This window comes from Legionella resiliens (assembly GCF_021344005.1).
Taxonomy (GTDB): domain Bacteria; phylum Pseudomonadota; class Gammaproteobacteria; order Legionellales; family Legionellaceae; genus Legionella; species Legionella resiliens.
On the sequence record NZ_JAJTND010000004.1, the window covers coordinates 636,568 to 659,916 of the forward strand.

The following is a 23,349-nucleotide window of genomic DNA, read 5'->3' on the forward strand; positions in this document are numbered from 1 at the left end:
AAATTCCTTTAACAAATTCGTGGCAATTGCTCTCCTGCCAGCCAATCAATAATTCTCATCCCGCCTAATTTTGTTTTTAGTTGAACAAAATGACGCTCATCTTCAATGACTTCACCAATATCTTCCGCATAGAGTCCTAAGGGATGTGAACGCATTGCTGCCAATAGTTTGTTTGCATTATTGGATGGACAAATAGCAATTAGCTTTCCTTCATTAGCAACATACAAAGGATCCAGACCTAGTAATTCACAGGCACAAGCGACTTCAGTACGAATTGGAATTTTGTTTTCATCAATCCTGAATCCAACATTTGATTGTAATGCCAATTCATTTAACGTTGTGGCAAGTCCTCCGCGGGTAGGATCACGTAAACAATGGATATTGGGTACAGCATGGGTCATGCAACGTACCAAATCATGCAACGATGCTGTATCAGATTGTATTTTTGTTTGAAATTGCAAATTATTACGATGTGCCATAACCGTAATGCCATGATCACCAATATAGCCACTGACAATGACACGATCCCCCGGTTTTGCTTGGTTACCTGAAATATGAATTCCTTCAGGGATTACCCCAATTCCAGTGGTAGTAATAAAAATACCATCTCCTTTTCCGCGCTCAACTACTTTAGTATCGCCAGTAATAATTGCGACATCTGCATGCCTTGCCGCATGAGCCATGGACGCTACAATTTTTTGTAAATCAGCAAGTGGAAATCCTTCTTCTATTATGAAGCTGGTCGATAAGTATAATGGCTTTGCACCAGACATTGCGATATCATTGATTGTCCCGTGAACAGACAAAGATCCAATATCACCTCCGGGAAAAAATAAAGGCGAAATAACATAAGAATCTGTGGTCATGACCATTTGGCCAGGTGATACTGAAAAAGAGGCTTGATCATTTTTTTGAGCTAACCATTCATTATCAAAAGAGGCTAAAAATAATTGATCGATTAATTGAGCCATAATTCGACCACCGCTGCCATGAGTTAAATTAATTATTCCTTCTTTAAAATTAAGTCTGGGTGTTTTAATTTTTTTGGTTATTGTGGCTTCAGTCATCATGCATTTATCCGTCCATAAGCATATACAGCAGCACATGCCCCTTCAGAAGAAACCATACATGAGCCTAATGGATTTTCTGGCACACATGCTTTAGCAAATAATTTACATTCCATCGGTTTTCTAACCCCTCGAAGTACTTCACCACAAAGACATTGTTTGTGTTCTTGAGAGACAGAATCAGGTAATTGAAAACGTTGTTCCGCATCAAATTCAGCATATTCTGCTCTAATTTTTAAAGCACTTTTTGGAATAAATCCAAGGCCGCGCCATTCAAATTGATCACGTAATTCCAAAACTTCGGCCATAATTTCTTGAGACATCGCATTGCCTAAATGATTTACTGCACGTGTATATTGAATTTCTACTTCGCAACGTTTTTCATTGAGTTGTTTTATTAACATTAAAATGGAGTGTAACAAATCCAAAGGTTCAAAGCCTGAAATCACAATAGGTTTATGATATTTTTTACACACTGCTTCATAGGGTTTACTTCCAATAACTATGCTGACATGTGCTGGACCAACAAATCCATCTAATTTGACTTCGTCGGATTGCAGTAAGCTGTCCATAGCGACAGGCGTCAAGACATGATTGCAAAAAACACTAAAATTAGAGAGTTTCAATTTTTTTGCCTGTTTTATTACCAATGCCGTTGGCGGTGTTGTTGTTTCAAAGCCAATGGCAAAAAATATCACTTCTTTTTGGGGATTTTCCTGGGCTATTTTTAAAGCATCATTTGCTGAGTAAATCATTCGAATATCAGCCCCTAATGCTTTAGCGTGTAATAGAGTTTTTTGCCCAGTACCAGGAACACGCATCATGTCTGCATAAGTGCTAAGGATAACATTAGGTAAAGAGCTTAATGCAATCGCTTTATCCGTGATGGTCATTGGTAGTACACAAACAGGACAGCCTGGGCCATGGATCATCTCAATGTTATTGGGCAGCAAGCTTGGAATCCCATAGCGATGGATGGCATGGGTATGTCCACCACAAAACTCCATAAATTGATAGAATTGATTGGGATTCACTTGAGCAGCAATTTCTTTAGAAAGTACTTTCGCAAAATTGCCATTTCTAAAGTCTTCGATGTATTTCATATAGAGGCACCCTGGGCCATTTGTGCAAATAGGTTTAAGGTTTTTAGAGCTTCTTCCTCGTCTAATCGTGTTAAGGCATACCCGACGTGGATAATAACGTAATCACCTTCAGTTACCTTGTCTAATAAAGCTATTGAAATTTCTTTGACGATACCGCCTAAATTAATTAAGGCTCTTTCTTCATCAAGAATTTGTGTAATTTGTGCGGGTATTGCTAAACACATAAGATTATCCTTTTATTCCACCAATCCAGGCCTGCCCCAAAGAAATGCCCCCATCATTGGGCGGCAGTTTTCGTGGTAATAGAGAAGTGATCCCGTATGTACTGAGTGTTTTGATTAATCCCTCAGCCATTACTTGATTCAAAAAGCAACCGCCACTTAATACTACAGTATCAATATTTTTTTCTCGACTTATTTTTTTAATCCATTCTGCAAGACCAGCTATGAGTGTTCCATGAAAGAGATTGGCCCCCATTATGGAATTGTTTAAGTCCAATAACTGCTCCAATGTGGGCATCATATCAAAATAATGATCGTTCATTTGCCAGCCATTAGGGATGATGTGTAAATGAGTTACCAGACTTTCCAATTGCATTGCAGCGTGTCCTTCATATTGTGATATCAGTTGTACTCCTAATAAAGCACTTGCTGCATCAAATAAACGTCCACAGCTGCTGGTACTGGGGCTGTTTATTTTTTTATCTAAAAGCTGGTGGATCAAATTGGCTTGGGGGCAGTTTGGAAATCGTTTGACAATTTCCTTGCTTCTGCCTAAAAAATGTAAAACACTTGCACCCATTCTCCATGGTTCACGTGCTGCGATGTCTCCTCCAGGTTGTAAAAGAGGCTGGAACGATCCGAGCCGTACAAATGAATCATGATTCAGTAACAAGAGTTCGCCTCCCCAGGCCTCCCCATTTAAACCATATCCATATCCATCCAATGCCAAACCAAGGACTTGTTTTTGGATGCCATGTTCTGCAATAACTGAAGCCAAATGGGCGTGATGATGCTGAATTGCAAATGCAGGTATGCCATATGATCTCGCAAATCGAGTCGTATAAAAATCAGGGTGTAAATCATGGGCAATTCGTTCTGGTTTTACATTTAGAAAACCTAATAAATGGTTTAATGATTCATGAAAGAAACCAATTGTTGCCTTATTATTTAGGCTTCCTATATGTTGTGAAACAAAAGCCTCATCACCACGAGTAATACAAAAAGTATTTTTAAGATGTCCCCCAACAGCGAGGGTGGGAGGGATAGCATATGGCAGCTGAATGGGAACAGGTAAAAAACCGCGAGCACGTCGAACATGCAGAGGAGCATCATGAATAAGACACATTACTGAATCGTCGATGCGCATGATAATTTCTCGATTGTAGGTGACAATTTTATCTGCAATAGTTCTAAGCTCATGTGCGGCGCTGATATCTTCCTTAATGAGTGGGTCGCCACCTAAATTGGCACTGGTAACTACTAAAATCATAGGTTGATATTCATCCAGCCAATCACAGCCATTTTTGTTGCCGGCAAATGCATTAAAAAGTAAAAAATGCAAAGGAGTATAAGGGAGCATGATTCCAAAGTGATTTAAATTTGGAGCAACCCCCGCAAGTTCAATCTTTTTTTTGAGTAAGACTATAGGTCGTTCGCGACTTTCCAATAAAGCTCGAGACTGTTTACTGAGTTCAGCAATGCCCGCAACACTTGTGCTATTAGCCAACATCAGGGCAAATGGCTTTTTGTCACGTTTTTTTCTTTCTCGAAGTTTGAATACAGCCGTTTCATTGCTGGCATCACAAAGAAGTTGATAGCCACCCAGACCTTTTAAAGCAATTATTTCTCCGTGTAATAGAAATTGTGCGATTTCTTCTATGGATAATGAAAGTTGGGGGCCGCAGTGAGTGCACGCAGTAGGTTGGGCATGATAGCGTCTATTATCAGGATTTTGATAGTCTGCTTCACACTGTTGGCACAGAGGGAAAGCGTCCATGGATGTATTGCAGCGATCATAGGGAAGATTTTGTGTAATCGTGAATCTAGGACCGCACTGAGTACAATTTAAAAAAGGATAGCGAAAATAGTGGCTCAGGGGATCAAAGAGCTCCTTTAAACACTCTGAACAAATGCAGGTATCAGGAGAGATAATCGTATTCGACTTACCTTGTTCACTTTCAATAATGTTAAATGTATTTTCATTTGTTTTAGCAGGGACTGTTTTAAGTTGAATGTATTTTATTTTAGCAAGTGGAGGTAAGTTGACTTTTAAATAAGAGACAAATTGGTCTGCTAAGATTCCTTGAATCTCCAATAAAACACCCACAGCGTTATTTTTTATCCAACCGGTTAACTGGAGCAGTTTTGCTATCCGATATACATAAGGCCTAAAACCAACTCCCTGAACTTGACCTTGAATACTAATCTGCAGGCGCTTCATTTTCATGAGTGTTCGTTCATATCATTTTTTGTTTTAACCAGCGATACCAGTCATCCAAGCCGTGTCTTTGAGTAGCAGAGAGAGTGATTATATTCACATTGGGTTTGATCCGACGTGCATATTCAATACATTGCTCGATTTTAAAATCTACATAAGGGAGCAGGTCGGTTTTAGTGATGAGTATTAAATCGGCACAACGAAACATCTCCGGATACTTAAGTGGTTTATTATCCCCTTCGGTCACTGAAAGTATGACTACTTTAAACTGCTCACCTAAATCAAATAATGCAGGGCAAACAAGATTACCTACATTTTCAATAAATAATAGTGACTTTTCTTCTATAGGAAGATCTTCTAATGCATGGCTCACCATGTGCGCGTCCAGGTGGCAGACTTTTCCAGTATTTATCTGAAGCGCACTGCCGCCATGTGCTTGAATTAATTCAGCATCATGGTTTGTTTGTTGATCACCAACAATAACAGCAATGTTTAAGCTGGCTTTTAAATCCTGGATTGTTTTTGCCAAAAGAGTCGTTTTACCTGAGCCTGGGCTAGACATCATATTGATTGCCAAAACATTTTTATTGATCAAATAGTTTTTATTCTCCAGGGCAAACTGTTGATTCCTGGCTAAAATATTTTGCTCAATATGAATTAAATGTTTGTCATGAGTATGATGTTCATGTTCATGTTCATGTTCATGTTCATGTTCATGTTCATGTTCATGTTCATGGTGATCAAACGCATTATTTTCTTCAGAACAACCGCATATTCCACACATTATTCTACCACCATTGATTGAACACGTAATTCTTCACCTTGAAGAATCTCTAATGAATGACTACCGCATGCGGCGCATTCCTCATAATACTGTCGCAAAGGAACTACTTTTTTGCAAGACTCACAGAATGCCTCTGCTGGGACATCAATGATTTCAAGCACTGCATTCTCCGCTACAGTTCCTTTACTTGCGATGTTAAAACTAAAAATTAAAGCGTTTTTTTCAACCGCAGCAAGCTGACCAATCTCCAAAATTACTTTTTTTACTTGAGCATGCCCTTTTTTAGCTGTATTTTCCTTAATAATCTCAAGAATGCTTTGGCATAACCATAATTCGTGCATATCAATACTCTATGAAAAATATATTGTGAGGCAGTTCATTATGCCAACAATGAGAGTAAAAAACGCAATGATTAACCCAAACATGCGTGACAATAATAAAGACATTGTATCAGCGCGTTGGAGCAACGTTGAGATAAATAAACCATTCAGTCCATCTGACGTCATCATTCCAAACATAAACACAACCCCTAATAATCCTGAAAACAAAAATCCTGCCATTGTTTTAGCTGAAAGTGAAAATAAAACGACCTGACTTACTGTATCAAAAGAAAAAGCAAAGAGTATCCCAATAAATACAATATAGATGGGATTAATATTTTTCTTGATTATTTTCCTGGATAAATAATTTTTAAAACTGGTAGGTATTGGTGATTTTGCTGGGGATTGAAAAACGTTCCAAAGAGTTAATGAGCCAAATACAAAGAGAAAAGTAAGGGAGATGCCATCGCCAACCCCGTTCAGCCATTCTGGAATATAGGTTGGCGTAAATCCATTACCTATGATTAGACTGATTAAAATGACTACCATGCCATGTCCCAAGGAGAATAAAAAACCTACGATTTTAGAGAGGTTCCGATGTGGACCAACGATTCTTGTCATCGAATCTATAGTTGCCAAATGATCCAGATCAAAACCATGGCGAACTCCTAAAAAGTACGCCATTATAACTGAAAGCCAGAGTGTTTCTTGCATCAATATTCTTCTTCTTTTTCAAGCGCATGCATCCACATGCTTACAATTTAAATATTTTCTGGATAGTTTATTCTGCATCATTCGTTAAATCTATTTTAATTTTTGTGCCCCATGTCAATCTTAATGCATTAAGAATGGCAAGAATATCAATTAGTTCCTGTAAAACCGCACCGGCAACAGGATTAATAAATCCCATCGCGGCAAATATCATACCAATAAGACTCAGAACCATTCCTCCAAGAGCACTTTGTAATGCGATTTTACGGGTATATAAGCTGAGGTGGATTAATTCGTCTACTTTGCTTAATGTATTTCCCATAATTACCGCCCCAGCTGCTTCAGCTGTAACACTACTGGCTTGCCCAAAAGCAATTCCAACTGTAGCAGCTGTTAATGCTGGTGCATCATTAATACCGTCTCCCATAAAAACCGTTGGAGCCTTTAATCGTTCCTGCCGAACAAGAGCAAGTTTTTGTTCAGGACTTTGGGATGCATGCAGCTCAGTCACACTTAATAAGCTCCCTAAATAACTCACTTCAGACTCACGATCTCCTGATACAAGCATAATTTTTTTAAATTGATGATAGGGTGCGAGATGGCTGATAAATGATTTGCTATCTGATCGGGGAGCATCATGAAAATGTAATGCGGCAGCATATTCGCTATCAACTAAAACAATGCACTCTAAACCAGGTGTTGTCGGAGGAAGTAAATTGGCATATTGAGGGTGGTTTTCTAATAATTTTTTTCGTCCGGTAATTTGAATGAGGTGTTGATTAATAGTGCCTTGTAATCCCTGTCCAGGTTCCTCAGAAACATTTACAGAGCTAAGTAGCGTTATATTCTCTTTTTTTGCCGCATTTAATACAGCATTTGCTAGCGGATGTTTAGAATATCGCTCTATACTTGCAACATATTGCAGAATTGGTGCTGATTGATAATTTGCAGCAGGTATAATATCTGTTAGAGTAGGTTTCCCATAAGTAAGAGTACCTGTTTTATCAAAAATAGCAGTTTTACAGGTGATTAATCGTTCCAAAACGGTTGGATCTTTAATGATAATTGCTTGTTTCGCTGCTCTTGAGATGGCACTTATCAACGTAATCGGAATAGCTATTAATAATGGACAAGGTGTAGCAATCACCAGAACAGAAAGAAAACGTAATGAGTCGCCGGTAAAATACCAGGCAGCAAATGCAAAAGTAAGTGCAACTGGCGCAAAAATCGCCCCAATTTGATCTCCTAAACGCCTAATCGAAGGCCGTTTTTGCTCCGCCTCTTCAAGCACCTTAACAATAGCGGCAAATCGTGAATCTGAAGGGAGGGAGGTTGTTTTTACTACCAACAACGATTCCCCATTAATAGCTCCAGATAAAACATGGGTACCTGGCGCTTTTGATATTTGATAAGGTTCTCCAGTCAGGTAGGACTCATCCATGGAGCCATGTCCTTCTATAACGGTACCATCTGCCGGACACGTTTCATGAGGATAAATTAATAGTTCATCATCGATATGAATTTCTTGTAATGGAATATCTTCCACACCTGTGGCTATTTTTCGATGAGCAATTGATGGCATACGTTCTACCAGGGTATGTAATACTGAAGAGGCTTTACGCATTGCGAAAACTTCTAAAGTTTGACCGCTCGCTAGCATTAGGATAATTAGGGAGGCGGCAAGATATTCATCTAAAATAACACTGGTTATTAAAGCAATTGCTGCTAATAGGTCGGCACCTAAATTGCCCTGTAATAATTTAAACAAAATTTGTAAAAATAGGGGTATTCCCCCGATAATGATGAGAAAGAACAGTGGAAACAATGAGAATGAGGGAGCAAAAAAACGCATAAATAGATGTACACTAATAGCAATTAATGAAAAAAATGCAATATACGATTGCCAGTGATACTTATATTGGATTGAAGCCATCATATTCCATTGAATTAATTAAATTTTTTAACATAATTCAACAATCCCTTTTGCAAGAATGTTAGAAACATCTATTTGGTTTGTTGAATGTATTACAGTATTACAAGTAATGAGTTGTTTTGCTCCTGCACGTAAGAGCATATTTTCTGTTTGTTTATTAAAAAGAGCATGAACACCAATACATATTGGATTTTTAAAGCCATTGTTTATCAGTTGTTTTAGCGATTCAAACATGCTTGCTCCCGAAGAAATGATGTCATCCACAAGAACAGGAGTATTCTCAATGTTCTGTATCTTAGGTAAAGATACAACAACTTGTTTATCACCCAGACGTTTTTTTTGAGCAACTACAAAAGAAAGATTGCTGAAATTGGCTATTTCAGAAACCCATTGCTTACTTTCTTCATCAGGTCCTATCAAAATAGGATTTTTAATATGGGAAGATATCCATTCAGAAATATTTTTTGTAGCATGTAGTGTTAGCAGCGAAGGCATACTGTATATTTCAGAGAGCTGATGTATGCGATGTAAATGCGGGTCAATAGTAATCATTCCATCGATGCAGCTTGAAAGTAACTGAGCAAAAATAGTCGATGTAATCGCTTCACCAGAATGAAAGCGTTTATCTTGCCGCATATAAGCGAGATAAGGTGCTACTAAGCAAATTTTATTTGCTCCAAGCTCCTTAAGAGTTCTAGCCATAAATATAAGCGGTAGTATTTTGCTATTAGGATGAGCAAGAGTACAGACTAAAAAAACCTTTTTATTTTTAACATCTGAATTAATTCGAACATAAGATTCGCTATCAGGGAATTGATGTATTTCTGCTTTGCCAATTTCAATAGACAGTTTATTGCTTAACGCTTGGGTCAGTTTTTTGTTTCCTGGTAATGAAAAAAGAATAGGCTTGTCCATATTATTGCTCTTATATTTTTTCAGGTGTGATTTTAATAATATTGGGCATGGATAAAGCATTGGTACATGCGTAGTTCAATATTCCTTTAGACTCTGCATGAATTCGATACAACAATTGTCCTTTTTCCACTTGCGTACCTAATCTTGCAAAAAATTCAATACCTGCTGCAGGCTCATAAGGAGCTCCTGCCAATTTCGCTATTTTAGCTAGATCCCGATTATCAATTTCAGTAATAAATCCATTTTGGTTCGCAACAACGTCATGTGTAAATGATGCAGTAGGAGGAACTTTAAAACCACCCTGGGCTTCACAAATTGCTAAGAATTTTTTTAATGCAGTACCACGTTCCAATAGGTTTATCGCTAACTCTGTGGCTTGCTGAAGGGGTATTTTTTTCCCCAACTCAAGTAAGATCGCAGCAAGTGTAATTGCTTTATTTTTTAAATCGATAGGAGCATCCTTATCATTATGTAACACAGCCAAGATATCTTTTGCTTCTAACGCTGGGCCGATACCTTTTCCAATAGGCTGATTTCCATTTGTTCTTAAAGTAATAACATTCAAATCAAGAGCATCGCCTACCAAAGAAAAATATTTTTGATATTTGAAAAACTCAGACTCAGAACGAATTTTTGCTGTCGGCCCAACCGGAACATCTATAAGGACATGCGTAGCACCAACGGCAACTTTTTTAGAAAGTACAGAGGCTATCATTTGGCCCATTGGATCAATATCCAGAACTCTTTCTACCCGAATAAGAATATCATCGGCCGGACTTAAACCTAATGCATCACCCCAAACTATGCATCCTCCTTCACGTGCAACTACCTTTTGTATTTTCGAAAGAGGCAGATTTACTTCTGTCATCGTTTCAATAGTATCGGCAGTACCCGCAGGAGACGTAATTGCTCGGGACGAGGTTTTGGGAATAATGAGTCCCGCTGCAGCTACAATAGCTACAACAATGGGAGTTGTTCTGTTGCCAGGAATACCTCCTACGCTATGTTTATCAAGAATGATAGGGTCGTTCCAATGCAGTTGCTTACCTGTTTTAACCATGGCTTGTGTTAGGTAAATAATTTCTTTAATACTGAGGTTATCATTACCACAAGCAGTGATAAAACTCGACAAATGTATATTGGAATATTTGCCGGCTACAATATCGCTGATAATTTCATAAAGTTGAGAGGCTGATAACGCGTTCCCATATATTTTAGAACGCACATAATCTATAGAAGGTACAGGAAGTAGATGAGATATGTTAATAAAGTCTCCTTCTTTTGCACCAATGTGTTCCCAAGCGTTTTCAGAAAGACTGGCCTCACCCTTTTGTAAGATATCCGAATGAATAATATTCAATGATGCAATTATGGATTTTTTATTTAAGTGAACAATCACTCGTGCTTGTATTTCAAATCCTTCCGAGATACAAATAAAACAATCTGCACGTATAAAAAGAATAAAATCCTGTCTCGTCTCAATCCCTAATTTGACTAACTTCAGTTTACTTAATCTATTATTCGAGTTGTTATTCATCTTAATTTTTCTTTATCTAAATAGTTAGGGATCACACAATTCCAATGAAATTTTTGTTCAATTTTTACTTTAAGAGATTCGGCAGATTCTTTTTCACCATGGGTAATAAAAATTTTCCTGGGCGCGTTTTTTAAGTGCGCCAACCAAGACAGTATTTCAACATAATCTGCATGTGCGGATGTGTTATCCATCTGTATTACCTCAGCATGAATTGGAACCATTTGTCCGAACATTTTTATTTCTTTCTCACCACGAACTATTCTATCACCCCGAGTACCACCTGCTTGAAAGCCACTGAAGAGTATGGTGTTCCTAGAATTGGGAGCAAAATTTCGGATATGATGTACTACTCGACCCCCGGTGGCCATCCCGCTAGCAGAGATTAAAATCATGGGCATTTTCTGTTGACTTAGTGCAATAGACTCTTCTGTGGTACGCACATATTGAGCAATACCACATAGTTCAGCACATTGCTGGACGGATAATCGATTTTCATTTGCATGACGAGAAAAGATTTTTGTCGCATCTGTAGCCATCGGACTATCAACAATAACAGGAATATCTGCAATTACTTTTTTTGATTTTAATTGTTGGATGTAATACAACAAGCATTGTGTGCGACCGACCGTAAAGGCAGGGATTAATACGATACCGCCTCGTTTTACTGTGCGGTTAATTATTTCTCCAAGTTGTTCCTCAGGATTCGTTTTCTCATGTAAACGATTACCATAGGTGGACTCGACAACTAAATAATTTGACTCTAATGGTGCTTGGGGTGGATTCATAATAGGATCCTGTGCTCGACCAAGATCACCTGAAAAAAGTACAGATACATTATGATGACAAATTCGTATAAAAGATGCTCCAAGAATATGACCTGCATAATGAAAGCTTGCATAAAAATCATCATCCATTTTAAACTGCTTACTTAAGTCTATAGGATGAAAATAGTTGAGTGAAAATTCAGCATCTTCCCGAGTATAAAGGGGTAGGGAAGGATGATGTTTGGAATAACTTCTTTTATTTGCATAAAACGCTTCCTCTTCCTGAAGATAGCCGCTATCAGGCAATAATATTTTACATAAATCATATGTCGCCTCAGTACAAATTATTTTCCCCTGGAATCCATTTTTTACCAGTAATGGAATATATCCACTATGATCAATATGAGCATGTGTGAGCAAGACATAATTAATATTTTGAGGCTGGATAGGTATCGATGCCCAATTCCGTAAACGTAATTCTTTATAACCTTGGAAAAGACCACAGTCGACAAGCACTTTCATATTTTTAGTTTGCACTAAATATTTTGAACCGGTGACTGTTTGGGTCGCACCTAAGAACTGAATTTCCATGAGCCATCCTTTACTTTTATGGATACTGTCAATTATAGGTTGGTTTTGGAAATCTATGAACCAAAAAAACATAAAAACCAATAAATTGAATATTGGCCATTCTATTCTCTTTTCTCTGATTAATAAGCTTTTACTGGTGAAACAAAGCCAGGTGGTTTTAACGCAAGCAACGAGCAGCTAATTTTTTGTAGAATATTTTCTGCTGTATTGCCAATAATAAATCCTAATATCCCAGTACGTGCGAGTGTACCCATTACTAAAATATCAAATTTTTTCTGAGCAATAATGGATGGGATAAGTTCCTCTGGTTGTCCTCTAGAAATTTCAATCTGATATTCTCCAGAAATTTGCGAGCGTTTGATCAGATCTCTTAATAACAGTCCATGAGAAAATTTTTCTTGAGCGACCATTTTAGTGATTTCAGCTTCAGGGATTTTTATCCAACCGCTATCACGAAAGTAATTTTCCAGTACAAAATCCCAGCAGGAAATAATGTGTAACTTGGTCTTATAAAAGGAACTCATGGAATGAGCAAATTCTAATAAGCGAAGTGATAAATTTTGGGTGGCAGGTTCCTCATCTTTTGGATCTATAGCGACGGCTATTCGAATATTTTGTTGAGCATGTTTTAGAGGACGATGCAGTAATGTAGCACAAGGGCATTTGCGCAATAGTGCCATATCAAGAGCTTTAAACCCTTTTCCTTCTGGCGTTTCAGCTTCTTTAATGAGAAGGTCATGAGAGTTTTGCAATACATAGCGAATGATTTGGATATCAGGCCTACTGGTGCAATTGGCTTCGATCTGGATAGGGATATCCTTTAAAGTGAAGTCTGATTTGGCCGATTGAATGGTTTTATTCATCTTGTCAATTAAGAATGCTTCATAAGAGGGTTTATATTCACTAAGCGTATCAGGAAAAGGAGGGCAAATAATTAAGATACGAAGTTCTGCCTTATTTTCAAAAGCCAGTCTCAATACCAATTGTAAGGTTTCCATCTCATCTTTAATTCCATGGCTGACAAATAAAATATTATGAAATTGGTTCATCTCTTTTTTTCCTCCTTGAGAGAGCTCGCTGTGGCTAAACTACAAATGCTTTTAACCTATTTTGACTGCCATACCATTCAGATTGCTCAATAAAACTTCATGAAAGTGATCCCAAAAAATAATGATTTCTGTGTCCTTATGAGATCTAAATACCTAACCATTATAGAAATTATAGTATTTAAAAGTCTTCGCGTATTTTTAGAATGGGAGGAGAGGAATTTTTGATTTGCCTTCAAAATGCTAACCTAAAGTTGTTTACATATGGGGTAATCGAGCGTTTGCAAAAAGAGATATCTGCCTGGTAATGAGTTCCAAATGGAACTTACTGTAAATATTATTATAAGAGTTTTCAATTTCTCCGACAAAGCGGTATTCACTTTTGATTGCTGTATGAGGACTCTCATTATAAGAGCTTCGGTCGAGAGCCTCCCTTAGAAAACCTTTTCCTGTTTGTAATATTCTAATTTTATTTTGTCAACATTATGACAGCTTTTATTATGATTGCAGGTTTCATAAAAATTGTTTATTCTCCATATGTTTACTGTGACTATAATAAGAAACCAAGGACTGAGAATAGCTGCTGATTAGGGCCTGGGAAATTTTCCAATATCAGTTTTTCTAGTGCAGTACGGCAAAGTTTGATTTGCTTAAGGGACAAAATAGAAGTGGGGATTTAATAAAAATGAATGGATTTTATCCATACATCTAACCCATATCAAATCTAAATGTACAGTGAAGATGGACAATAAAAATAAATGGATTTAAAACGATCAGTAATTTTTGCGCTAAGCTTACCTCTTATTATTTTCTTGGTTTCTCCTCTTGTTTTTTATTTTGGAAACCATTTTGAATTTACAACGAACCTGGCAGATACGTTACCGCCGCTCGTATTTATTTGTGTTGGCGTTACAACAATTTTACTTGGGTTGTTACTGGTAATTTCCCGGTGGCCAGTGCTTTATGCAATTATTTCAGGGCTGTTGGTGGGGCTTGCGTTATCTGCCTGGGTGCAAAGTCAACTTTTTGCCTGGAACTTTGGTCCGTTAGATGGAAATGGAGTGAACTGGAGCAAATGGAGTACCCACGCCAATGTAGAATTGTTAGTCTGGTTATTTCTTGTTGGTGCTGCTATCACGTTGTCTTTTCGCTCAAGAAATAAATTACTTATTTTGGCCCAAGGCAGCATGCTGTTAGGTGTCCTGTCACTAATTACCGCCTGGGTGAGCTCGGATTACCATCCTAAGAAAAATGATGACCAAGCAGCTGCAAAGAGTCTTTTTTCCTTCCACAATAAGAATAATAAGCTCCTGATAGTCCTGGATAGTTTTCAATCTGATATTTTTAATGAGATAGCACAGAATTGGCCTGAGGAAGTGGCCTTTTTGCGCGGCTTCACTTTTTATCCAAACACGGTTGGTGGTTATCCAACTACAATCGCTTCTTTACCCTTAATTCTGACGGGTCAATTTTACAAAAATGAAATTCCTATGAAGGATTGGATGAAGGCAAGCTATACAACCCTAAATATAGCGGATTATCATATTGAGAAAGGATACGGAGCCAGTATTATTTCAATCATTGCGAGTAAATATCTTGAGGGTATTAAAGCTAAAAAAGCATTCATGGCATCTGTTGGGGATGAAACATGGGCGGGGATGAGTAAGCAACAATTGTTATTGCTTAATGGTGGTCTATTTCGAATTGTACCAACCAAACTAAAACCTGAGTTTTATGATAATGGGAACTGGCTATTCTTGAAACTAACCACAGATGATACATTACCCAAAGGTAGGAATGGAGATGATTTACGTTTTTTGAACGCACTGGAAAAAAACGCCAGGATTAATTCTAATAAAGAGGGTGAGTTCAAATTGTATCATTATGCAGGTGCACATGCTCCTTCCCAGGTTAATGAATTTTTTAAATATGAAAAGAACATGCCTAGCACAAGGGAGTCTTATGTGCGTCACGCACGAGGAGTTTTGCGATTTTTGCGCAGCAATCTTGAGCTGCTTCACAAATTAGGTATTTATGATTCCGCTGAGATTTTGGTTATCGGCGATCACGGGAGGGGATTTTGGCCAACGGATGTTCACAATTCTGCAGATACATTAGATGACAATATAAATTCATATGCACTCGGTGCAGCACGTCCACTTTTTTTATATAAACCAAGTGCGTCGCTCTCGCCGCTCACCTACTCCAATAAACCGCTTCATTTAGCTGATATCGTATGTATCCTTTCCTGGAATGATGGTAAGTTTGCATGTGGAGCCGATCGTTTATCAAAATTAGATGAAAAGAAAAAACGTACTTTTTTATTCTATAAATGGAGCAATCCATATTGGAACAAAGTGTACCTTCCGCCAATGTCAGAGTATGTTATCGATGGTGATGTAAGAAATATACAAGCGTGGAAAAATCTTAATCGAGAGTATGCTGCGGGTTCCGTAAAACAACTAATTAAATTTGCTGAGTATAAACTAGGTATGCCTCTGAGTTTTACAAAGGAAGGCAATATAAAGAAATTTTTAAAGCAAGGCTGGTCTGGTCTAGAGACGGATCATTGTTGGACCGATGGATCTCCAAGTCGGCTAGGTATTTATGTAAAACAGGTAAAATCGCAGGCCTTATCATTGCGACTGCATGCCAGAGCTTTTCCGACCAAAGATAGAAAGCCACAACAAATCAAAGTCCTAGTCAATGGACAGCACATTGCTTCCTGGACAATGCTCGAGCTGGATTGGTTCGAAGCGACTATTCCAGCAAAAATAATAAGCAATGGATTATTGGATATTACGTTTGTTATCTCCGAGCCTACTGCTCCCAGCGAAATAAGTGAATCTCCAGACCGTCGTAAACTGGGAATTTTCGCTCAAGAGATAATTATTGATGAAATAAGAAGAGCTTAACATATGAAATATCGCACAAACGCTCACAATTACATACCTCATCAAGCATCTTTTCGGGATCCTTCTGGATTTATTTTTACCCATCAGGGAAACATTCACAGGCAGGTAAATTTAATTTACCGCCCTCATTACGATCATTTGATTCACTCAGGATTATATAAGAGGCTAACTGATAAAAATTGGCTTGTATCACATACAGAAATGGAGCCAGATCCATTGTCCGAGGACGCTTACAAGATTTTACGTCCCACGCCGCTTCAGTTTATTTCTTATCCCTATGAATGGTCGTTCAGTCAACTTAAGGATGCAGCACTACTTACGCTTGATTTACAAGAGCTCTCACTCGAGTATGGGATGACCATCAAGGATGCCTCTGCATACAATGTGCAGTTTGAACAAGGGCATGCTGTATTCATTGACACGCTTTCTTTTGAACTCTATGAGGAAGGGCAGCCTTGGGCGGCTTACAAACAATTTTGCCAACACTTCCTGGCACCTCTGGTTTTAATGGCAAAAAAAGATATAAGGCTGGGGCAACTGTTGCGAGTCTATATTGATGGTATCCCTCTTTGTCTGGCAAGCTCTTTACTCTCAAAACGTTCCTGGACAAATCCTGGACTGTTAATGCATCTTCATCTCCATGCGAGAATGCAAAAGTTATATTCTCAAACGAATAAAACGAAGCGACGCTCAGGCAATCAACGAGCAGCTCAACTCAGTAAGAAGGGATTTATTGGCCTCTTGCACTCTTTGCGACATACAATCCAAAAACTTGACTGGAAACCCGTGGGAACGGAATGGGCCGATTACTATCAGGCAACAAATTATTCGGATTCGTCATTTGCAGAAAAGAACAGAATCGTGAAACAGTATTTGCAATTGTCCAAGCCGACAGTAGTGTGGGATCTTGGGGCAAATACAGGACATTTCAGCCGTTTGGCTAATGAAATGGGAGCAACAACAACGCTTGCTTTTGATGTTGATCCCGCAGCAGTAGAAATAAACTATCGAAGGATCAAAGAGCAAAAACATCATTCACCATTGCCTCTCTTACTGGAGTTAACAAATCCAACCCCAAATTTGGGTTGGTCTAACAAGGAACGAGATTCTTTGATGGATCGGGGGCCTGCGGATTGCATTATGGCGCTCGCATTGATTCATCACCTGGCAATATCAAACAATATACCCTTGGAGCGCATCGCTGCTTTTTTCGCAGAAATAGGTGATCATTTGATTATTGAGTTTGTACCCAAGTCAGATAGCCAGGTTAAACGCTTGCTGCAATCCAGAAAAGATATTTTTGAAAACTATACACGAGAATATTTTGAAAAGGCGTTTAGTACTTATTTTTCAATAAGCTGCATTAATGAAGTATCAGGATCTGAACGAATACTTTATTTGATGACAAAAAACAAAGAGATCAGCCCGAATTAAGGAGGATATAACATGAGAAATACTTCAATATTAAGTGTATTGACTACATCTGCGCTAACATTTTTGTTGTTAAATAGTTCGCCTGCCTACGCATATTTGGATCCAGGGACTGGAAGTGTGATTTTACAGGGGATTATAGGTGCTATCACCGCAGGTATGGTGATACTAAGAATTTATTGGCATCGATTACTCAGCTTCTTAGGTTTTAGAAAGAATGAGAGTGAAGAAAAGATTAATGAATGAGAATTTCCAGTAAAGTTAATAAGGAAACGATGTCATTCGTAATTATTAACTGAACGCTATTTGGATAATATGGATGATCACCATCCGGATTAGGCTACGGCAAAATCAGAATTATTGTATAACCTTGACGGCATAAGACAAGGACAAGGGGAATGTAATTTTTCTCAAGAGGAACGGGTAGATCGCATAAGCATTCAAATCTATAAAAAAAGCGAGTCTTTTGGGTATCACTGATACAGAGGCTAACTTACAGACAATTACTAAAGAAGTAAGCCAACAATTTAAAGGTTTAATCCACAACGTCAGCTGTTTGTTTGCAATGGTGATTCATTTACCTTGAAGGGAGAATCCTCGTTGCAAGCACCTGACTTGTATCTTTAAATATTGGTTCACACTCAAGACGCAGTGGCATGGCTCAACTCTGCATTTGTTTACTCCACTTAAGCCATAAAAATCCAGATAACAATCTAAACTTGTAATTATTTCCCCGTAGAAAAATAGCTTATACTGATTATTCGGATACTTATTTAAGCTAAATTTAGCTCAAATTAAGATTAGGGCTTTTACATGGAACACTATGAAGCAATGGCATGCATTAACTATTGAAGAAACGGAAAAATTACTAGCGAAAGAAACACATTATGGCATCAATGAGCTTAAAGATATTGAGTCAGTCTATTGGTACCACATATTAGTTCGACAGTTCACTAATATTTTAATTTTAGTTTTACTGCTAGCAACAATTTTATCCTTTATTCTAGGGGATATGATCGATGCAATCGCAATTCTTGTCATTATTATTTTTAATGGTCTTTTAGGATTTATTCAAGAGTGGAAAGCACATACAGCCATCCAAAAATTAAAAAAAATGCTTTCTCCTAAGTGCAGAATTATTCGCGATGGGAAAGAGGAAATAATTCATGCAAATAAACTCATCCCAGGTGATCGTGTACTATTAGATGCTGGAAATATTGTGCCTGCTGATATTCGGCTAATCAGGGCAGTAAACCTTATGGTTAATGAAGCTGCTTTAACAGGGGAATCAGCGCCAATAGCTAAAATTACTAAACCTTTGCCAAAAGAAACTATTCTTTTAGAAAGAAAAAATATGGCATATATGGGGACTCATGTTGTTAATGGGCATGGACAAGGCTTAGTTGTTGCCATTGGCATGAATACGGAATTTGGCCGCATAGCTAAAATGACAGGGACTATCATTGAAGAAAAAACAACGCTTCAAAAACAATTGTCCAATCTTGGACGACAATTTGGATTTTTAGCCTTGTTTATTTCAGCTACAGTTATATTAATTGGAATGTTGTTTGGTCATGACATAATCAATCTGTTGTTGACAGGGGTATCCCTGGCAGTGGCTACTATTCCTGAAGGTCTTCCTGCTGTGGTCACTATCGCTCTTGCTGTAGGAGCACGAGCTATGTCACATAAGAAAGCTTTGCTTCGCCAACTTCAGGCAGCAGAAACATTGGGGGCTGTTTCGGTTATTTGCACAGATAAAACAGGAACACTCACCAAAAATGAAATGAAAGTTCAGAAAATTTGGTTGCAGGGTGAATTCATTGATATTACTGGAACAAGTTACGAACCAAAGGGCGAATTTATAGCAAAGGGACAATCAATAGACCCAAAATCGATCCCGGGATTGATTGTGTTGCTTGATACAGGGCGCAAATGCAATCATGCCCGCATTCACCAAGAGGAAACAAGCTGGAAAGCAATAGGCTCGCCGGATGAAGCGGCCTTAATTGTCGCTGCCTTAAAATCAGGCCTAAGCCAAGAATATCAAAGCCATTTTATTAATGAGTTTACATTTGATTCAACCCGAAAGCGAATGTCTATTATTGAAGAAACAGAAGAGTGTCAAATTGTTCATGTAAAAGGAGCTCCTGAAGTGATTTTACCATTGTGTACTCACTATTTGACACGCGACAATGAAATCAAACTTATGTCTCAATACCAACTCATAATAGAGAAAGCGTACAATAATTTTGCCGAAGAAGGGCTTCGTACCCTGGCACTAGCACGGAAAGTAATACCCAAGCAAGCTGAGTTAACAGTAGATGAAGCAGAAAGTAATTTAACATTTCTTGGAATTGTTGGTTTAATTGATCCACCACGAAAAGAAGTTCCTGATGCTTTAGAGACCGCAAAAAAAGCGGGTATCAAAGTTATTATGATAACGGGTGATTCGCCTGTAACCGCACATGCAATCGCCAAACAGATTGGTCTAAATATTCAGAAAATTGTTACGAGTAGCGAATTAGAAAAAATTAATGATAATAATTTAAATCTTTTATTGAAAGAAGACATCCTTTTTGCAAGAACAATTCCTAAAGACAAATTGCGTATTGTAAGTTTATTACAAAAACAAGGACAATTAGTAGCCATGACTGGTGATGGTGTAAATGATGCACCAGCGCTTAAACAAGCTGATATTGGAATTGCAATGGGAATACGTGGAACGGATGTTGCCCGAAGTGTAGCAGATATTGTCTTACTCGATGACAATTTTGCTTCAATTATTGCTGCAGTAAAAGAAGGCAGGCGTCAATATACTAACATCCGAAAATTTGTGCTTTTTCTCGCATCATCGAACATCGGAGAAGCCCTGGCTGTCCTTATTAATATTATGCTGAGCGGCCGGTTAATTATGGTCCCTATTCAAATTCTTTGGATTAACTTAATTACTGACAGTGCTACAGCGCTCTCATTAAGTGTTGAAGAAGCTGAAAAGGACATTATGAGTACACATCCACGACAAGCGAATCAGTCAATTTTGGATCGCACGTCTTTCTTTTTATTAGGTTTATTTGGCTCCTATATTGGGATTGTAACGTTTCTTATTTATAAGTTCTATTCATCGCAATCTTATGCTTTAGCCAATACTATTGCCTTTACAACTTTAGCAGTTATGTCTAACATCCATGCCTTGAATTTCAGAAATTTATATAAACCAATTAAAGAGATAGGATGGTTCTCAAATAAATGGATTTTAATTGCAATTTCAAGTATGTTAGGACTTCAAATTGCGGCCATTTATACACCTGGATTACAGCGTATTTTACATACTGTACCAATATCTATAATGAACTGGTCTGTGATTATAATATGTTCCTTGCCACTTTTTTTGTTACCAGAGCTTTATAAGTATTTAAAAAACCTGAAAGATAACTCTAAATAATTTTTCTACTTTTTATAATCTTAAAAAGGGGCTAGAAAAATGCTCAGTAAGAAGCACCTTTTTTCCACTTTACTAAATTTATTCATAATAAACTCTAATATAATGAATTCAGCGTGTGCTGTTGGCAAAAGAGTTTGAAATAGGGCTATAATGATTGAACGGATGTAATTTTCACAGGGAAGGTTCCAAATGAGAAAGCTATTTCAATGGTTCGTTGAATTTCTTGATGCTATTGTTGGTGTTTCGGAAGATAAATCCAATAATTGCTATATAAGTGTTTATGAGGCTCGGGAAAAATATGAAGCCGGTTTGATTAGTATGCACGAGTACAATGAAACCCTTAAACGCAAGGATTTAATTTAAGAAACGCTTGTCCGCGGGACGTAGGGATAAACTGACGATACCTCAGGACACCTTGGAGTTTCTGAATTAGCTCAAAAATTAACTTCTTAATAGCAAAGCTAGGTTGGATCTTTAGATCCAACACTAATCTAAGTTGCACCATAGAGTGTTGAGTCAAAATGCCCTGAGGTATCGTCAGTTTTTTTGATGAGAAACCTCCACTAAATTTTTCACCTACGTACCGCGTTTCATTTTTTCGCCTCCGTACCGCGCTCTATGCGCGGTATCCAGGGGATCTTGCTATAAAAATGCTCAGCGGCATCTTGAAATATCGTTCTGGATACCGCGCATAGAGCGCGGTACGTAGAGAAATTTAAGCGATACATAGAGAAATTTAAAATGAGAAACTGACGTTACCTCAGGGCAAAATGACCCAAACTACTTGTTGTTGTTTCCTGGGTGAGGAGGTTCAATAGCGGCAATATGAATTACTCGTTTCATTATCAAATGCTGTAGAGCTGTAGGATTCAACTGTATTCCCTTCGATTATCCCATAAAAGAAATTATTGAAGAATGCAGCAGCTCCCGTCTTCCTTGGGTTTATTCTCTTCATCTTTCCTCATGCCCTTGACAACACTTTTCATCTTTTGCTGTATTTCCTGCTGCTGAGGTTCTGGGGACTTTGGACTAGGTTCTAGTTGCAATTCTTCCTGCTGCTGAGGTTCTGAGGGCTTTAGACTCGGTGTTGCTTTGGGGGTGAGTTCCAGCTCCTCCTGTTTTTTCAGTTCTTTCTCCCCTCGAGGCTCTTCTCTAGTAGGAAGAGGTCTTGTTTTGGGATCGAACTCCACTAAAGTATATGGTTTGATACTATCTTCCTCCTTGTTCAAGCACTCTTCTTGATTTTTAGCCATATCATTGTAAGGTTTGCTTTGGCCTACAAGTATAATAGGTTTTCCGTCTTTTGACCTATAAATAGCTGCAGCACCATATTTATAGGAAGGATCCGCAGGATTTACATCTTTTTCCTGTTGCACTAAAATTTTGGGTCCTTCCCCCTTAAAATGTGCGCGTAAGTTATGAGCGAAAGTTAAAGCTTTTCCAGTATTTAATGCCACTCCTTTTTCGAAAATTTGTATTTCTTCGATCTCTGAGGCGGGTATCGTTTCTAGCAACCCATTTCCTCCTGGGACACTTCCAATTTGGATGTTGCTTATAAATGGGGTATTACCATGATAAAGCCCAACATCGCCATTTTTAAATATAAATACAGCTGGAAAACATGAATCTAATGAATGAGTGAATAAAATCCTCTTATCGTTTGCCTTTAATATTCCTATAGTTCCACGTTCTGCCTCTATTCCTCCTCCTTGAGCTGCTTCACTCATCGCCAAAGCAGAAGTATGATAAGTGCCAGGCGATAATTCATGTGTTGATTTGATTTGGGGACTGCTATCAACCCCGGTTCCAATTGATAATGTGGGCATTGTATACTCCAAAAAAGCAAACAATCTATCGATAATAATAGATTATATAGTACTCTTTTGCTTTGATATGATCGAATTATATTGCTATGGTTCACTGTTCCAAGAATATTTTTTTAAATCAACACGACCATTGATAATAACAATGCCTTCTTTTTCTAACAGTTCTTTCTGCAGTAAATAGTTGGGGTCCCCCCTAGGAAATGAGAGTACTCCTCGGGATTTCAGGACGCGATGCCAGGGAAGATTATGACTCATTGTACAGGAATGAAGAAGCCATCCAACTCCACGTGCCCCTCGCGAGTGTCCTGCCAGTCTGGCAATATCCCCATAAGTTACAACTTTACCTCGAGGTATTGATTTAATTAACTTAAGTACTTCTTTTGAAAACTCAGTTTGTATGTTCATTCTTCCAAAAGTTAGTGCATCTATTTTTCTTTTACAGGGAGTGTACCTTATTTGTTGAAAGACGAAAGCTATTTTCAATTTAAGAAAGTGGTGGTGGGGTCTATTGGAAAGCAGATG

At 38.1% G+C, this 23,349-nt stretch carries 19 protein-coding genes; 5 read left to right on the forward strand and 14 right to left on the reverse strand.

Annotated elements, in window-relative coordinates; translation table 11 throughout:
* Window positions 1-8: 8 nt before the first annotated feature.
* From hypE to LXO92_RS08320, 12 genes are all read right to left on the reverse strand, one after another.
* A complete protein-coding gene (hypE, locus tag LXO92_RS08265) occupies window positions 9-1,067 on the reverse strand; it encodes a hydrogenase expression/formation protein HypE (RefSeq protein ID WP_232890915.1) in 1,059 nt (352 codons plus the stop codon).
* A complete protein-coding gene (gene hypD / locus LXO92_RS08270) occupies window positions 1,067-2,170 on the reverse strand; it encodes a hydrogenase formation protein HypD (protein ID WP_182352184.1) in 1,104 nt (367 codons plus the stop codon). The genes hypE and hypD overlap by 1 nt, the downstream gene beginning before the upstream one ends.
* A complete protein-coding gene (locus tag LXO92_RS08275; RefSeq protein WP_182352185.1) occupies window positions 2,167-2,394 on the reverse strand; it encodes a HypC/HybG/HupF family hydrogenase formation chaperone in 228 nt (75 codons plus the stop codon). The genes hypD and LXO92_RS08275 overlap by 4 nt, the downstream gene beginning before the upstream one ends.
* Before the next feature lie 4 nt (window positions 2,395-2,398).
* Entirely contained in the window at window positions 2,399-4,618 is a 2,220-nt protein-coding gene (gene hypF, locus LXO92_RS08280; RefSeq protein WP_182352186.1) for a carbamoyltransferase HypF, read from the reverse strand.
* 10 nt (window positions 4,619-4,628) lie between these two features.
* Window positions 4,629-5,393: a hydrogenase nickel incorporation protein HypB gene (gene hypB / locus LXO92_RS08285; protein ID WP_232890764.1), complete on the reverse strand. Its 765-nt coding sequence runs from the start codon at window positions 5,391-5,393 to the stop codon at window positions 4,629-4,631.
* On the reverse strand, window positions 5,393-5,734 hold the full coding sequence (gene hypA, locus LXO92_RS08290; protein WP_182352188.1) for a hydrogenase maturation nickel metallochaperone HypA: 342 nt from the start codon (window positions 5,732-5,734) through the stop codon (window positions 5,393-5,395). Before hypA ends, hypB begins: the two co-directional genes overlap by 1 nt.
* A 9-nt stretch (window positions 5,735-5,743) precedes the next feature.
* Window positions 5,744-6,427: a HoxN/HupN/NixA family nickel/cobalt transporter gene (locus LXO92_RS08295; RefSeq protein ID WP_182352189.1), complete on the reverse strand. Its 684-nt coding sequence runs from the start codon at window positions 6,425-6,427 to the stop codon at window positions 5,744-5,746.
* Window positions 6,428-6,494: 67 nt separating this feature from the next.
* Window positions 6,495-8,357, reverse strand: a complete 1,863-nt coding sequence (locus tag LXO92_RS08300; protein WP_232890916.1) for a heavy metal translocating P-type ATPase — start codon at window positions 8,355-8,357, stop codon at window positions 6,495-6,497.
* A gap of 27 nt (window positions 8,358-8,384) precedes the next feature.
* Window positions 8,385-9,272, reverse strand: a complete 888-nt coding sequence (locus LXO92_RS08305) for a ribose-phosphate diphosphokinase (RefSeq protein ID WP_232890765.1) — start codon at window positions 9,270-9,272, stop codon at window positions 8,385-8,387.
* A gap of 10 nt (window positions 9,273-9,282) precedes the next feature.
* Window positions 9,283-10,809 carry a thymidine phosphorylase family protein gene (locus LXO92_RS08310; protein WP_182352191.1) on the reverse strand — a complete coding sequence of 509 codons (1,527 nt, stop codon included), beginning with the start codon at window positions 10,807-10,809 and terminating at the stop codon, window positions 9,283-9,285.
* Window positions 10,806-12,164, reverse strand: coding sequence for an MBL fold metallo-hydrolase RNA specificity domain-containing protein (locus LXO92_RS08315; protein ID WP_182352192.1), 1,359 nt, complete (start codon window positions 12,162-12,164; stop codon window positions 10,806-10,808). Before LXO92_RS08315 ends, LXO92_RS08310 begins: the two co-directional genes overlap by 4 nt.
* A gap of 119 nt (window positions 12,165-12,283) precedes the next feature.
* Entirely contained in the window at window positions 12,284-13,213 is a 930-nt protein-coding gene (locus LXO92_RS08320) for a universal stress protein (RefSeq protein ID WP_182352193.1), read from the reverse strand.
* Window positions 13,214-13,968: 755 nt separating this feature from the next.
* On the opposite strand from LXO92_RS08320, the gene LXO92_RS08325 reads away from it, so the two are divergent.
* The 5 genes from LXO92_RS08325 (at window position 13,969) to LXO92_RS08345 (ending at window position 21,364) form a co-directional block, all read left to right on the forward strand.
* Complete coding sequence (locus LXO92_RS08325) at window positions 13,969-16,125, forward strand: sulfatase-like hydrolase/transferase (protein WP_232890766.1); 2,157 nt, start codon at window positions 13,969-13,971, stop codon at window positions 16,123-16,125.
* Window positions 16,126-16,128: 3 nt separating this feature from the next.
* Window positions 16,129-17,559 carry a class I SAM-dependent methyltransferase gene (locus tag LXO92_RS08330; RefSeq protein WP_232890767.1) on the forward strand — a complete coding sequence of 477 codons (1,431 nt, stop codon included), beginning with the start codon at window positions 16,129-16,131 and terminating at the stop codon, window positions 17,557-17,559.
* 12 nt (window positions 17,560-17,571) lie between these two features.
* Window positions 17,572-17,802, forward strand: coding sequence for a hypothetical protein (locus LXO92_RS08335; protein ID WP_182352196.1), 231 nt, complete (start codon window positions 17,572-17,574; stop codon window positions 17,800-17,802).
* Window positions 17,803-18,379: 577 nt separating this feature from the next.
* A complete protein-coding gene (locus LXO92_RS08340) occupies window positions 18,380-21,001 on the forward strand; it encodes a cation-translocating P-type ATPase (protein ID WP_232890768.1) in 2,622 nt (873 codons plus the stop codon).
* Window positions 21,002-21,190: 189 nt separating this feature from the next.
* Window positions 21,191-21,364: a hypothetical protein gene (locus LXO92_RS08345; protein WP_182352198.1), complete on the forward strand. Its 174-nt coding sequence runs from the start codon at window positions 21,191-21,193 to the stop codon at window positions 21,362-21,364.
* A gap of 542 nt (window positions 21,365-21,906) precedes the next feature.
* Here LXO92_RS08345 and LXO92_RS08350 read toward each other — a convergent pair.
* Together LXO92_RS08350 and LXO92_RS08355 are read right to left on the reverse strand one after the other, a co-directional pair.
* A complete protein-coding gene (locus LXO92_RS08350) occupies window positions 21,907-22,827 on the reverse strand; it encodes a hypothetical protein (RefSeq protein WP_182352199.1) in 921 nt (306 codons plus the stop codon).
* Between the two features lie 84 nt (window positions 22,828-22,911).
* A complete protein-coding gene (locus LXO92_RS08355) occupies window positions 22,912-23,232 on the reverse strand; it encodes an MGMT family protein (protein ID WP_182352200.1) in 321 nt (106 codons plus the stop codon).
* Between the last annotated feature and the right edge of the window lie 117 nt (window positions 23,233-23,349).